The following is a 13,492-nucleotide window of genomic DNA, read 5'->3' as shown; positions in this document are numbered from 1 at the left end:
GTGCGGCGACTGCGGCTGGGGCTCCGGCCGTGACCCACGGACCTTCCCCGCCGGCCCCGCTCCGGCGCCCGGCTTCGCACCGCGCTCGTTCGCGGGCGTCAATCCCGCGGCGGTCTCGGCGTCATCGATGTCAGCAGCATGGATCTCGGAGATCGCCGCGCAGTCCTGTTCATCTGCCGCCCGCTCCTCGGCGTCGGCGGCCCACTCCTCGTCGGCGATCGTCAGGCTGGTCTCGTCGGCCACCGAGGTGGCGGACGCGCGATCGGACCTAAGATCCACCTCGACCATCCCCACCGACTCCTCGCCGACCGGCTCGCTGGCGTCGTCTCCGGGCGCGGTGGGCCGCTCGGCGGACGATCGCACCTTGGGCGGGATCGGCCCCTCCAGAACCCTGATCTGCATGGCGTCGTGGAAATCGGTGCGCGGATCCAGCACCGAGGTCGTGTCGCACGCGTGGCGCAACGCAGAGGAGATGGAATCCCAACCGAACCCCACCAGGTGCATACGCACACCTGCGTCCACCGCCACCCGGACCCCCGGGATCATGTCGGCGTCCCCGGTGACCAGCACCATGTCGGAACACTGCCCCTTGTAGGCGGCCTGGATCATGTCCGCGACCAGAAGTGTGTCGACGGCCTTCTGGGTTCGGCGCTCGCCCCATTCGATCAACTGACCCGCGCGCAGCTGAACGCCCTCGATCACGCGGAGCGTGCGCTGGTACCGGTGCGGGCCGGAATCCGGGATCCCGTCGTACCAGTTCTGTCGTTGGACCGGCTGGTCCACGAGACCGTGGGCGACCTGATCTAAACGGTGCACGACCGTGGCCAGGGATATCTCCAACTGACCGCGCGCACCCTCCTCCCAAGAGTTGTAGAAGCTAGCTAGTAGATACGAGGTATCCACTAGAACCAGTGTCCGTTCGAGCATGATGATCACTACCTATCACTTTGTCTACGTTGGACTTCCAGCATGCCGCAGGGCGGACGACCCCGCAGGGCCCGCCACCGATCACAGAAGGACACCCACCATGTCGAGCCCCACCGCCACCCCTCCCGAGCTGACCGGAAAGGTCGTGCTGGTCACCGGGGCCGCCCGGGGGCAGGGCCGGGCCCACTGCGAGGCCTTCGCGGCCGCCGGGTGCGACGTGATCGCCCTGGACCTGTGCCGCGACATCGAGACGGTCCCCTATCCGATGGCCCGGCCGGAGGACCTCCGGGCCACCGCGGAAGCCGTCCGGGCGCTGGGGCGCAGGTGCGTGACCGCGGAGGTCGACGTCCGCGACCTGCCCGGGATGCGGGAGGCCGTCGATGCCGGGGTCGCCGAACTGGGCGGACTCGACTTCGTGGTGGCCAACGCCGGGGTGTCCCCCCAGCCCTCCGCCTCCTGGGAGCGCTCCGAAGAGGAATGGGACACCACCCTGGACATCAACCTCAAGGGCACCTGGGTCACCACGACGGCCGCGATCCCCCACATCCTGGCCACCGGCCGGGGCGGGTGCGTCGTGATCATCAGCTCGATGGTTGGCCTTCGCGGCGCACCGTTCACCGCCAGCTACACGACCTCCAAGTGGGCGGTCCGCGGGCTGGCCAAGTCGCTGGCCGGCGAGCTCGGCTTCTCGGGCGTGCGGTGCAACTCCATCCACCCCGGCAACGTCCGCACCCCCATGATCGAGAACCCGTCGATGATCGCCATGATGACCGGGGGCGAGGGCACGACGCTCGAGGACGCGGCCGAGACCTTCAGCGGGATGAACCAGCTGCCCGAGCCGTGGGTCGAGGCGTCGGCGATCTCGTCGATGGCCGTCTACCTGTGCAGCGCCGCCGGCGCAGGGATCACCGGGGCCTCCATCCCGATCGACCTGGGCGGAAGCGAGAAGTTCGGGTTGTGACGGCTCGGGCTCGGGGCGCGGACCTGTGCCGAGGGCAGGAAATGCACTCCGGCCCGCCTCTCATCCGAGAGGCGGGCCGGGGTAGCGAGCCGGTTCAGGGGGCCAGGTTTCTCACCTGGCCGCGCCTGATCAGGTGGACGGCGTGGGCGCCACCGGGCGGGGAACGCTGACGGTCGAGCCGGTGGCGGTCCACACCAGAGTCCAGAAGATGTCGACGATGGGCTGGATGGCCTGCAGGAAGATGTCGTTGGCGCTGCTCATGATGTGTCCCCTTGTGATCCGTACTGAAAGCGTACTTGCGTATCTGGCGGTCTGGTGGTCCCCGTTGCCGCCGGACGGGCTCCAGCAATTCCCTCGAGCCCCCCGCGGCGCGTGACAACCCCTATGTCGCCGCGAACCCGGTCGACGTTACACAACCGTGACAAACGATGTGGCATCGACAGGCTCCGCCGCTGGCCAGAGCGCCGTAGCCTCGACCCGAGCGGGGTTCCCGCTCCCCGAATCGAGGCGTCCCGCCACGGGCCGAGGTCGAGCCTCAAGTGTGACCCAACCAACTAAACCCTACCTACGCGACCGTAAGTTACGGTACCGTAGGTTCATGGCTATCACGGACATCCCGGAATTCGCACACCTCTCCGAGGCCGACATCGAAGCCCTCGGTGAGGAACTCGAGCAGATCCGCCAGGACATCATCGGTTCCCTCGGCGAGCGGGACGCGACCTACATCCGCAACACGATTCGCTTCCAGCGCGCCCTCGAGGTGGGCTCTCGTGCACTGCTGATGGTCGGGTCGCGCAACCGCACCGCGTGGGCCATTGGCGCCGGCGCACTCGGGCTCTCCAAGATCGTCGAGAACATGGAGCTCGGACACAACATCATGCACGGGCAGTGGGACTGGATGAACGACCCGGAGGTCCACTCCACCACGTGGGAGTGGGACATCGTGGGCACCGCCGAGCACTGGAAGCAGACTCACAACTACATCCATCACAAGTACACCAACATCGTCGGCCTCGACGACGACGTCGGGTACGGAGTGCTCCGCGTGACGCGCGACCAGCGCTGGCACCCGTTCTTCTACGGCAACCTGGTCTACAACGCGGTGCTCGCGCTGCTGTTCCAGTGGGGCGTCGGTATCCAGCATCTCGAGCTGGGCAAGGTCGCGAAGGGGCGGGACGACCGCCGCGAGACCATGAACAAGCTCGGCCTGTTCGCCAAGAAGGCCGGGCGCCAGCTCGCGAAGGACTACGTGTTCTACCCGGCGCTCTCCCGCAAGGGCTGGAAGTCCACGTTGACGGCCAACCTCGCCGCCAACGGCATCCGCAACGTGTGGACCAACGCGGTGATCTTCTGCGGGCACTTCCCCGACGGCGCCGAGAAGTTCACCAAGAAGGACGTCGAGAACGAGACGCGCGCCGAGTGGTACCTCCGTCAGATGCTCGGTTCCGCCAACCTCACCGGCGGGCCTGTCATCGACTTCCTCTCGGGCAACCTGTCGTACCAGATCGAGCACCACATCTACCCCGACATGTCGTCCAACCGTCTGGCCGAGGCATCGGTGCGGGTTCGCGAGGTCTGCCGCAAGTACGACCTGCCGTACGTGGCGGGCCCGCTGCCCGTCCAGTACTTCAAGGCGTGGAGGACCATCGCCAAGATGTCGCTGCCCGACCACATGCTGCGGCGCACGGCGGACGACGCCCCGGAGACGCACTCCGAGCGCATGTTCGCGGACCTGCCCAAGCCTCTCCCCGCGCAGGAGGAAGGGCAGCGGGCTGGCCTGCAGACGGCACTGACGTACTCGGCCAGGCGGCGCGCCCGCAAGGTCGCCTCGGCGGCCTGACCCGCCCGGCCACCCTCTCCACGCCCCGACACCGAAACCGGTGTCGGGGCGTGGAGTTGTTTCGATCCAGGAACGGGATCCCGGCGATAGGCTGACCCTCTAGTCGGCAGCGACCCGCGCTACAGCGGTCGAGCCGAAGGCCTGTGAACCACGACGACGGGAGCCACCATGGAGGACCGGCGCATGCTCATCGCCGATTCGGCGATCGAGGTGGTGGCCAGGGACGGCGTCCGCGCGCTGACCCACCGCGCCGTGGACTCCGAGGCCGGACTGCCCTCCGGCTCGACCTCCTACTACTGCCGGACCCGTGCGCAACTCCTCTCACTCACCGTCGACAGGCTCACCTCCCTCCTGCGCGGGTTCGTCGAGGTGTCCGGGATCCAGGAGCTCGCCTCCTCCGACGCAGACGACGTCCTGGCGATGCTCACGCGGATGATCGAGGGCCTCCTCGCCGACTACCGCGGCGAGCTGGCAGCCCGCTCCGCGCTCATCATGGAACTCACCGGCAAGGACGACACCACCGATCTCGTGGCCGCCCTGCTCGACCCGAGCGACCTCGCCGGCGCTCTTGACGCCGCCGGGCTGCGTGACCCCGCCGCCGCCGCTCTGGACCTCCTGGCCGTGTACGAGGGGCTGCTATGGGAGCGCACCGTGGGCCGGCTGGCCGGCGCCGAGGTCGACCACGAGCACGACGCCGACCTCCTGGGGTCCGCGCTCTCGCGCCACGAACATCGCGGCGGACGCCTCTTCGGCCTCCTGCGCTGATCCCTCGCCCCCGAGGGGCGACAACCCTTACATCTTCCACGCGTGCCCGTAGCGCGCTCTCTGACGCTCGTCCAGACCCAGCCGCAGGTGCCACTTAGGCAAACCTGACTTGACCTTTAAGGTTCTCACAGTCTAAAGTTCCGGCCCAGAAGCACCGTGATACGTCAGCCATGTGTGAAGACTGTCTGTTTCGTGCCTCTGCCACCCCTCCGTTCACGCATCCTCCCAACCGGTGATAACCGCTGTGCGAGTGCATGCATGCGGCGTTAAGTTGCGAATCCGGACTGCCCTCGCGCAGCCGGGTTCGACTGCACGGCCTGGCGCGAGCCAGTCCGGCCGCCGTCCGACCGGACGCCGGGGTGAACTGAGCCCACGAATTAATCAAATTGTCTTGACAATCGAAAGCTATGTGCCATAGTGATTCTCGTCACTGATTCATAACGAATCGGACGCACCCCTCCCCTCGGGTCGACCGACCCCCGCACCAGAAGGACGGTTCATCATGAGCCAGGCAGCCGCTACCTACTTCTTCACGCTCTACGCCCTCGTCAACGACCGCTTCGAGGACCGCAAGGACCGCGGCGCTACGGCCGTCGAGTACGGCCTGATGGTCGGGCTGATCGCGGTGGCGATCATCGTGACGGTGGCGTTGCTGGGCACGGAGCTTCGTGACCTCTTCGATGGCGTTGCCAACCGTGTGTCCGCGGTTCCCGCCGCTGGCTAAGGCCCCCTATCCGGCTCCGGCGTAGTTCCCTTGGTTTCAGGGTGCTGCGCCGGAGCCGGTTTAGCCCCCTCTTCTGAACCCTCCCCTCCCCTCACCCCTCGAGGACTCGCCATGACCAGACCCCTTCGTGACCGCGGAGCCGCGGCCGTGGAGTTCGCCCTGGTCGTCCCGATCCTGTTGACGCTCGTGATCGGGATCATCGAGTTCGGCCGGGCGTACAACATCCAGACCACGCTCTCCAACGCCGCCCGTGACGGCGTTCGCGTGATGGCGCTGCAGAACGACGTTGACGCCGCCAAGTCGGCCGCGACAGCAGCCGCGATCGGATTGGGCATTCCCGAGTCCGACGTCGAAGTGACGCCTGCGAACTGCGCCCCCGAGGACTCGACCCCCACCGCGACAGTCACCGTCACTTATCCGTTCGAGATGCTCAGCGGGTTCCTCCCGATGGGCGACTTCACCCTCACCGGTACCGGGAGCATGCGATGCAACGGGTAGACGCGAGTCGGGCACATCGCGACCGAGGTGCCGTGAGCGTCCTTGTCGCTCTGTTGATGGTCCCGCTGATCGGATTTGCCGCCATCTCGATCGACATCGCCGCCGTTCACTCCGACAAGCAGAAGTTGCAGATGGGAGCGGACGCCGCCGCTCTGGCGATCGCCCAGGATTGTGCCAGGAGCGACTGCGGGACCACACGGGCCAGAACAACCGCCCGGCAGCTCGTGGACATGAACACCTCGGCCGCCGAGAACTCGGTGTCGGTGGACCTCGTGGCAGCAGCCGGCAAGGTCACCGTCGACACGTCCGGTACTCGAGAGCACTGGTTCGCACCTGTTCTGGGCATCAACGAGTCCGAGGTCGGAGCCGTAAGTACCGCGGGGTGGGGTTCGCCGATCAGCGGTACGTCTGCCCTTCCGCTCGCCTTCTACGTGTGTGAGTTCTGGGCGCAGACCGGCGGAGGGATTCCGTCGGACAAGATCGAGCGGACCATCGAGTTCACCAAGACCTCCAACACGGACTGCCCCGTGCCCTCGGGGAACCTGGTTCCGGGTGGGTTCGGCTGGTTGGCACCGAATGCGGGAACCTGTCAGGCATTCACCCGGATCGGTCAGGAAGTTCAGGGAGCCCCCGGCAACAAGGGAGGGACGAGTTGCATGTCGTCACTCCACAACAAGACGATTCTCCTGCCGCTGTTCGACCAGTACCGCGGGCGAGGGAATAACGCCTACTACCGCGTCTACGGGTACGCGGCATTCACGATCACCGGTTACCACTTGTCCGGCGCGAACTGGAACAGCCCGTGCAGAGGTAACGAACGTTGTATCAGCGGCTACTTCACCGAGTTCCTCGATCGCTCAGACGATTTCGAGTACGGGCCAACCACGCAGAACCTCGGCGCCACTGCCGTCTACCTCCTCCCAAACGAGTAAGCGAGCTGAAGTGAACCGTCGTGTCGTGGCAGTAGCCGTCGCCGTCCTCCTGGCGCTCCTGGGCGCCGCCCTCCTCCTGCGCTACGTCAGCGCAGCCGACGAACGGGCCATGGCAGACCTCCAGCCGGTGAGCGTCCTGATCGCGACCGCCCCGATCAGCGAGGGAACCCCTGCTTCTGCGTTAGGCGAACTGGTGGAGACGCGAGAGCTTCCCGCCACGGCTGTGGGACCGAATTCGGTGACTGACCTCCGGGAGCTCGGAAACATGGTCGCGGCCACCGATCTCGCTGCCGGGGAACAGCTTCTGGCCGGACGTTTCGCGTCACTGCAGTCCCTCCAGCAGTTCGGCGGCATCCCCGCTCCGGAGGGATTCCACCAGGTGACGATTCCTCTGAACTCGCCCCAGGTCGTCGGTGGAACGATCACTCCCGGGGACACGGTGGGTGTCTTCGCCACGATCGGAGACCAGACCCACCTGCTGCTCCACAAGATCCTCGTACTGCGCGTCCAGGGCGGGTTGTCTCCCTCCGCGTCCGAAGAGGCCGGTTCGACCGATCCCGCTGACGCCCCGGTTCACGACGGTGGCGCGATGGTGACTTTGGCGCTCACGGCCCCGGACGCGGAAAAGGTCGTCTTCTCGGGAGAGAACGGCTCGATCTGGCTCTCCCTTGAGGACTCCGCCACGCCGGAGGACGGCACCCGCATCGTCAACCCGGGGAACGTGTACCGATGAACAACATTCTGCTGGCCACCGACTTCGTCGACCTCCGCGACCGGTTCCGGGCTGCCACCGGCCAGCCGATACCGGCACTGCCCCCGGGCCCGCTCCCGGAAAGCCCCGCGCAGCTGTTCCAGCAACTCGGCGGTGGGGAGATCCCCGAGGTCGTCGTGATCGACGAGCGCTCCGGGACAGAAGCCGCCCTCGCGCTGGCCTCGCGGCTCGATGTCGAGTGCCCCGGTATCGCAGTGGTCCTGGTCAGCGACCGGGTCGCCGAACTCGGACTCGCGGCCATGCGGGCGGGGGTGAGCGACATCGTACCCACCGAATCGGAGGAGGACGAGATCCGAGGGGCACTTGATCGAGCCATCAGGGTCACCCGACAGCGCGCTCCGGCCGGACACGGGGACGGCACCGACGCCGGCGCGGGCCCGCAGTCGCGGCGCGGACAGGTGATCAGCGTGGTCTCGCCCAAGGGCGGCGTCGGCAAGACAACCATCGCCGCCAACCTGGCCGTCGGGCTTGCCCGGTCCGCACCACATTCCACGGTGCTGGTGGACCTGGATCTGCAGTTCGGAGATGTCGCCAACGCTCTCAACCTCACACCCGAACACACCATCGTCGACGTGGTGCAGGGAGCGGCCGCGCGCGACTCGATGGTGCTCAAGACGTTCCTCACCCAGCATGACACCGGCCTGACCGTGGTGTGCGGACCGAACTCCCCGGCCGAGGCCGACCTGGTGGGCGTATCGGAACTCACCCATCTCCTCCAGACGCTGGCGGCGGAGTTCCGTTTCGTCATCATTGACACCGCCCCGGCACTGACAGACCACACCCTCGCGGCCCTCGATATGACCGACGACCTGATCCTGGTCACCAGCATGGACGTCCCGGGAGTGCGGGGACTGCGCAAGGAACTGGACATTCTCCGTGACCTGGGAATGGGCTTCGACCGCCGCCACGTGGTGGTGAACTTTGCTGACGCACACAGCGGGCTCACCCGAGCGGATGTAGAGGCGACGATCGGCACCGGTGTGGACCTCGTCTTGCCTCGCTCGCGGGCGGCTGCGGTATCCGTCAATCAGGGGGTTCCGCTGATGCAGAACGAGGTCCGCGATCCCATGACCAAGAAGCTGCGGCGCCTGGTGGATCGCTTTGCCCCTGCGCCCTTGAAGGAGCCCGGGCCCGCGGCGACCAAGCTCGGTTCCCGACTCGGAGGCCGTCACCGCCTGCGCCGAGGAGGCACACGATGAGCCTGAGCGACCGCCTGCGCGCCGCCCGAGGCGAGAGCGCCGCGCCCGAACTCGCCCCGGGCGACCCGGCCACAACACCGGCCATGACACCTGCGCGGGAGACCTCGATCGCTCCTGGTCAGAGCGGTGCCACCGTACCTCCGCGAGCCATCCCGGCTACCACGCCACCGCAGACCATCAGGGTCACCCAGCCGGCTTCCCCGGTTCCCTCGGCGCTTCCCGAGCCCGACGCGTTGATCGCCCTCAAGGAGCGCGCGTCCGCCGCGCTGTTCGAACGGGTCGGCGCCAGGCTCAACAACCCGTCGCTCACCGAGGATCAGCTCCACGCCCTGGTGCGCACCGAGCTCAACAAGGTCGTGGAAGACGAGACGGTCCCACTGACCGCTGAACAGCGGCTGCGGCTCATCAGCGACATCCAGGACGACGTCCTGGGGCACGGTCCGCTGGAGCGGCTACTGGCCGACCCCACGGTCACCGAGATCATGGTCAACGGCCCGGACATGATCTACGTCGAGCAGCGGGGACGGCTCACCCGGAGTTCCGCCCGTTTCACCTCCGAGGAGCACTTGCGTCAGGTCATCGAGCGGATCGTCTCCCGGATCGGGCGACGAATCGACGAGTCCTCTCCGCTGGTCGACGCCCGCCTGGCGGACGGCTCCCGCGTCAACGCCGTCATCCCCCCGTTGGCGGTCAACGGCTCGTCGCTCACCATCCGTAAGTTCTCCAAGGACCCCTTCAAGGTCAACGACCTGATCGGGTTCGGCACTCTCACCCCGGAGATGGCCGAGCTCCTCCGGGCCTGCGTCCAGGCCCGGCTCAACATCATCGTCTCCGGCGGCACCGGCAGTGGAAAGACCACGCTGCTCAACGTCCTGTCCTCGTTCATCCCCGAGTCCGAGCGCATCGTCACCATCGAGGACGCGGTCGAGTTGCAGATGCAGCAGGATCACGTGGTCCGGTTGGAGGCCAGGCCCGCGAACATCGAGGGCAAGGGCGAGATCAGCATCCGCGATCTCGTACGCAACTCCCTGCGTATGCGCCCGGACCGGATCGTGGTGGGCGAGGTCCGTGGCGGCGAGACCCTGGACATGCTGCAGGCCATGAACACCGGTCACGACGGGTCGCTCTCGACCGTCCACGCCAACTCCCCGCGCGATGCGGTGGCCCGCCTGGAGACGCTGGTTCTGATGGCCGGGATGGACCTTCCGTTGCGGGCCATCCGGGAGCAGATCGCCTCCGCCGTGGACGTGATCATCCAGCTGACCCGATTGCGTGACGGCACCCGACGGGTCACCGCGGTGACCGAGGTCCAGGGGATGGAGGGCCAGACGGTCACCCTGCAGGACGCGTTCCTCTTCGACTATTCCGCCGGCGTCGGGACCGACGGGAAATTCCTCGGCAAGCCGATCTCCACCGGGGTGCGCCCCCGCTTCACCGACCAATTCAAAGAAATGGGCATCACGCTCTCGCCGCGGGTGTTCGATGTTCCCTCACCCCCCGGGAAAAGCCGATGAACGAGTCCATGGGCCAGGTCCTGGCCTCCCCGGCCGGGCTCGGGGTGGCAGCACTCTCCCTGGCACTACTCATCGGCGCGTTTCTCGTCCTCTCCCCGCGTCCGGGAAGTGTCCCCCGTGCCCGGCGTCGGCCAGGGGTTCACGAGGGGCCCGGGATCATCTCGCGGACGGCGACGGCGGCCACCTCGGCCATCGACACCGCCTTGAGCCGCCGCGGCGCACCGGGGGCCGGTGCGCTGGAACGCGCCGGGGTCAAGATGGGCCTCCAGGACTTCGTCTTCCTGGTGGGCGTCGCCGCAGTGGTGACCTTCGCACTGGGGCTTGTCGCTGTAGGGCCGGTCACCGGACTCTTCCTGGCCGCGCTCACTCCGATCGGTGCCAAGTTCGCGCTGGACATCCGCGCCTCCCGTCGCCGGGCCGCCTTCGCCGACCAGCTGGACGACTCGTTGCAGCTCATGGCCAGTAGCCTGCGGGCCGGCCACAGCCTGCTCCAGGCCCTGGCCTCCGTTGCGCGAGAGGCCGAGGAGCCCACCTCGGAGGAGTTCGCCCGCATCATCAACGAAACCCGGGTCGGCCGTGATCTCGCCCCCGCACTGGAGGAGACCGCCCGGCGCATGGGGAGCGAGGACTTCGAGTGGGTCACGCAGGCCATCGCGATCAACCGCGAGGTCGGCGGCAACCTGGCCGAGGTGCTCGACGGGGTCGGTCACACCATCCGCGAGCGGAACCAGATCCGCCGCCAGGTGAAGGCGCTGGCCGCCGAGGGCAAACTCTCGGCCTACGTCCTCATGGCACTGCCCTTTGGCATTGGCGGCTTTTTGTTCGTGAGTAATCCCGAGTACATCTCCAAGTTCACGGAGGGCCTGCTGGGTTACACGCTGATCGGCGTCAGCGTGGTGTTGCTCGTGGTTGGTGCGCTCTGGCTGCGCAAGGTCGTCAACATCAGGTTCTGAACGCATCGAGCGTTCTGGAAGGAGGCATGCCGTGGCACCGATGGCCCTGTTCGCCGTCTCGGTCCTGGCGGTGGCGGTGTTCCTGCTGAGCTGGGCGGTGCTCGCCGGACCCGGCCGGGCGCGCCAGCGCACGGTGCTCAACCTGACACGCGGGATGTACCCGGAACACCAGGTGGTCGACGATGCGGCGCCAGACGATGAGGAGACCGGTGGCACCCTGGCCACGATCGCGCGGAAGTTCACCCCGGCGCCGTCGATCCGGATGCTCGAGAAGCTGCAGATCAAAGCCGGCAGACCCCAGGGGTGGCCCCTCGAGAAGCTGCTGGTGGCCAAACTCGTGCTGGGCATCGGGGCGGCGCTGTTGAGCCTGCTGTTCGTCTCCAGCACCACCGGTGCTCTACCTGTGTTCCTGGCCGCGGCGGTCACCCTGGTCTGCTACTTCGTCCCGGAACTGCTCCTCCACAGCCGCGGACAGGAGCGCAGCCAGGCAATCCAGCTGGAGCTGGCCGACACCCTGGACCAGATGACCATCGCCGTGGAGGCCGGGTTGGGCTTCGACTCGGCCATGGCGCGAGCGGCGAAGAACGGCAAGGGCCCACTCGCCGATGAGTTCACCCGCACCCTGCAGGAGATCCAGGTGGGCCAGCTGCGCCGCCACGCCTACGAATCGTTGGCCCGCCGCACCGACGTCGCCGACCTGCGCCGCTTCGTCCGCGCCATCATCCAGGCCGACGCCTACGGCATCTCGATCGCGGACGTGTTGCGCACGCAGGCATCGGAGCTGCGGAGCAAACGCCGCCAGCGCGCGGAGGAGAAGGCCATGCAGATCCCGGTCAAGGTGATCTTTCCCCTGATGGTGTGCATCCTGCCGGTACTGTTCATCGTGCTCCTGGGCCCGACAGCGATGAACATGATGGAGGCCTTCTCCTAGTGGCCGTCACCCTCACGCCAGTGACCGTAATCCTCACCGCCGTGGTGTGCGGGGCACTCGCCGCGGCGCTGACCGGGTGGATTCGGACGATCGCCGACTCCGACTCCCGCTGGCTGCACTCCGGTCTCCACGTGGGCCTGGCCGCCGCCGGTGGGGCGGGAGCCGCCGGGCTGGCCGGTACCGTTCCCGAGCTGATCGCGTTCGCGGCGCTCGCGGTGGCCTGTGGGCTGCTCGTACCGATCGACCTGGCCGTGCATCGGCTGCCCGATGTCGTCGTCGTACCCATGTACCCGGTCCTCCTGGCGACGCTGGGCGTGGCGTCCGCGGTGACCGGCGACTGGGGCGCCCTGGGGCGCGCCGCCGCCGCGGCGCTCGCCCTGCTGGCGTTCTACTTCACCCTCGCGTTCATCAACCCCTCGGGACTCGGGCTGGGCGACGTCAAACTCGCCGGCGTGCTCGGCCTCTTCCTGGGCTGGCTGGGGTGGCAGTACGTGCTGATCGGGACCCTGGCCGCGTTCGCACTCAACGCCGTGGTGGCGCTGGTGCTACTCCTCAGCCGTAGAGCCGACCGCCACACCGGCATCGCGTTCGGTCCCGCGATGATCACCGGTGCGGCGGTGGCCGCGTGGCTCTCGGTGGGCGGTTAGACCCCACCGAGAGCCACCCCGGCTAGTCCGCGATCGCCTCCAGCGGGTCGGTCTTGGCGGCCCGGTGCGCCGGCCACAGCGAGGCCAGGACCCCCACGAACGCCGAGGCCACCAACACGATCCCGATGGTCTCCCACGGGATGGTGGTCTCGCTGAGCCCACTGTCCGCCAGCACGGAGACGAACGCCCAGCCCAGATAGACGCCGACCGCCGCGCCGACCAGTGCCCCGAACACGGCGATCTGTGTGGACTCGAGGTTGATCGTCCGCCGGATCTGGGACCGCTGCATGCCCACGGCCCGCAGCATGCCGATCTCCGTGCGCCGCTCGATCACCGACAACGCCAGGGTGTTGACGATCCCCAGCACCGCGATCACCAACGCCAGGCCGAGCAGGGCGTAGATGATCGTCAGCAGCTGGTCGATCCCGCCCGACTGGACGTCGATGTACTGCTGCTTGCTCTGCACGGTGGCGATCGGGATGTCGGAGAGCTCCTCGGTGACGGCGGCCAGCACCTGGTCGGGCGAGGTGCCCTCGGCGGCCTTGGCCAGCACGATCGCGGTCGAGCGGAGGTTCTCCGGCACCAGCCGTTCGTAGACGTCGATACCGGTGTAGAAGGGTCCGAGGATCTGGGCGTCGTCGTAGACACCGGTCACCCGGAGGGTGGACTCACTGCCGTCCGGGCCGACGAGCGGGACCCGCGTGCCCATCGTCCAGCCGTTGTCCCGCGAGACCTCCCGCGAGACCACGAGGGAGTCGGCCTCCGGCTCGAGAGAGCCGTCGAGGACGGTGGCCTCGAGCAGCTCGCCGACCGGCCCGCCGGCGGCCGC

General features: G+C 67.7%; 15 protein-coding genes. 12 read left to right on the top strand and 3 right to left on the bottom strand.

The features are described from left to right. On the bottom strand, positions 1-927 hold a 927-nt coding region (locus tag G6020_RS16990), incomplete at its 3' end, for an NYN domain-containing protein (RefSeq protein ID WP_241732610.1). Between the two features lie 100 nt (positions 928-1,027). Between G6020_RS16990 and G6020_RS07405 the strand changes: the two genes are divergently transcribed. Further along, positions 1,028-1,888, top strand: coding sequence for a mycofactocin-coupled SDR family oxidoreductase (locus G6020_RS07405; RefSeq protein WP_179523564.1), 861 nt, complete (start codon positions 1,028-1,030; stop codon positions 1,886-1,888). A gap of 129 nt (positions 1,889-2,017) precedes the next feature. Here the strand turns inward: G6020_RS07405 and G6020_RS17435 are convergent, their stop codons facing one another. Next, a complete protein-coding gene (locus G6020_RS17435) occupies positions 2,018-2,149 on the bottom strand; it encodes a hypothetical protein (protein WP_259846053.1) in 132 nt (43 codons plus the stop codon). A 337-nt stretch (positions 2,150-2,486) separates the two neighbouring features. On the opposite strand from G6020_RS17435, the gene G6020_RS07400 reads away from it, so the two are divergent. The 11 genes from G6020_RS07400 (at position 2,487) to G6020_RS07350 (ending at position 12,663) form a co-directional block, all read left to right on the top strand. Further along, positions 2,487-3,728 (top strand): acyl-CoA desaturase, encoded by a 1,242-nt coding sequence (locus G6020_RS07400; protein ID WP_179523565.1) that lies wholly within the window; start codon positions 2,487-2,489, stop codon positions 3,726-3,728. A 168-nt stretch (positions 3,729-3,896) separates the two neighbouring features. After that, entirely contained in the window at positions 3,897-4,493 is a 597-nt protein-coding gene (locus G6020_RS07395) for a transcriptional regulator (RefSeq protein WP_182610183.1), read from the top strand. A gap of 502 nt (positions 4,494-4,995) precedes the next feature. Beyond that, positions 4,996-5,217, top strand: coding sequence for a Flp family type IVb pilin (locus G6020_RS07390; RefSeq protein ID WP_182610182.1), 222 nt, complete (start codon positions 4,996-4,998; stop codon positions 5,215-5,217). Positions 5,218-5,328: 111 nt separating this feature from the next. Further along, the gene (locus tag G6020_RS07385) at positions 5,329-5,715 is read left to right on the top strand and encodes a TadE/TadG family type IV pilus assembly protein (RefSeq protein ID WP_182610181.1); all 387 of its coding nucleotides are present in this window, start codon (positions 5,329-5,331) and stop codon (positions 5,713-5,715) included. Between the two features lie 32 nt (positions 5,716-5,747). Further along, the gene (locus G6020_RS07380) at positions 5,748-6,647 is read left to right on the top strand and encodes a pilus assembly protein TadG-related protein (protein WP_347238335.1); all 900 of its coding nucleotides are present in this window, start codon (positions 5,748-5,750) and stop codon (positions 6,645-6,647) included. A 25-nt stretch (positions 6,648-6,672) separates the two neighbouring features. Beyond that, the gene (cpaB, locus tag G6020_RS07375; protein WP_182610179.1) at positions 6,673-7,380 is read left to right on the top strand and encodes a Flp pilus assembly protein CpaB; all 708 of its coding nucleotides are present in this window, start codon (positions 6,673-6,675) and stop codon (positions 7,378-7,380) included. Then, positions 7,377-8,618 carry an AAA family ATPase gene (locus G6020_RS07370; RefSeq protein ID WP_182610178.1) on the top strand — a complete coding sequence of 414 codons (1,242 nt, stop codon included), beginning with the start codon at positions 7,377-7,379 and terminating at the stop codon, positions 8,616-8,618. Before cpaB ends, G6020_RS07370 begins: the two co-directional genes overlap by 4 nt. Next, positions 8,615-10,132 carry an ATPase, T2SS/T4P/T4SS family gene (locus G6020_RS07365; protein ID WP_182610177.1) on the top strand — a complete coding sequence of 506 codons (1,518 nt, stop codon included), beginning with the start codon at positions 8,615-8,617 and terminating at the stop codon, positions 10,130-10,132. The genes G6020_RS07370 and G6020_RS07365 overlap by 4 nt, the downstream gene beginning before the upstream one ends. Next, positions 10,129-11,085 (top strand): type II secretion system F family protein, encoded by a 957-nt coding sequence (locus G6020_RS07360; RefSeq protein ID WP_241732608.1) that lies wholly within the window; start codon positions 10,129-10,131, stop codon positions 11,083-11,085. Before G6020_RS07365 ends, G6020_RS07360 begins: the two co-directional genes overlap by 4 nt. Before the next feature lie 40 nt (positions 11,086-11,125). Further along, the gene (locus G6020_RS07355; protein WP_182610184.1) at positions 11,126-12,016 is read left to right on the top strand and encodes a type II secretion system F family protein; all 891 of its coding nucleotides are present in this window, start codon (positions 11,126-11,128) and stop codon (positions 12,014-12,016) included. Between the two features lie 20 nt (positions 12,017-12,036). Then, positions 12,037-12,663: an A24 family peptidase gene (locus G6020_RS07350; protein WP_347238334.1), complete on the top strand. Its 627-nt coding sequence runs from the start codon at positions 12,037-12,039 to the stop codon at positions 12,661-12,663. 22 nt (positions 12,664-12,685) lie between these two features. On the opposite strand, the gene G6020_RS07345 is transcribed toward G6020_RS07350, so the two are convergent. Continuing rightward, the coding region (locus G6020_RS07345) for an FtsX-like permease family protein (RefSeq protein WP_182610175.1) at positions 12,686-13,492 on the bottom strand (807 nt) is incomplete at its 5' end.

Origin of the sequence: Dietzia sp. B19, assembly GCF_014145155.1 — a bacterium.
Taxonomy (GTDB): Bacteria; Actinomycetota; Actinomycetes; order Mycobacteriales; family Mycobacteriaceae; genus Dietzia; species Dietzia natronolimnaea.
This window is presented reverse-complemented; position numbering and strand designations above follow the sequence as displayed.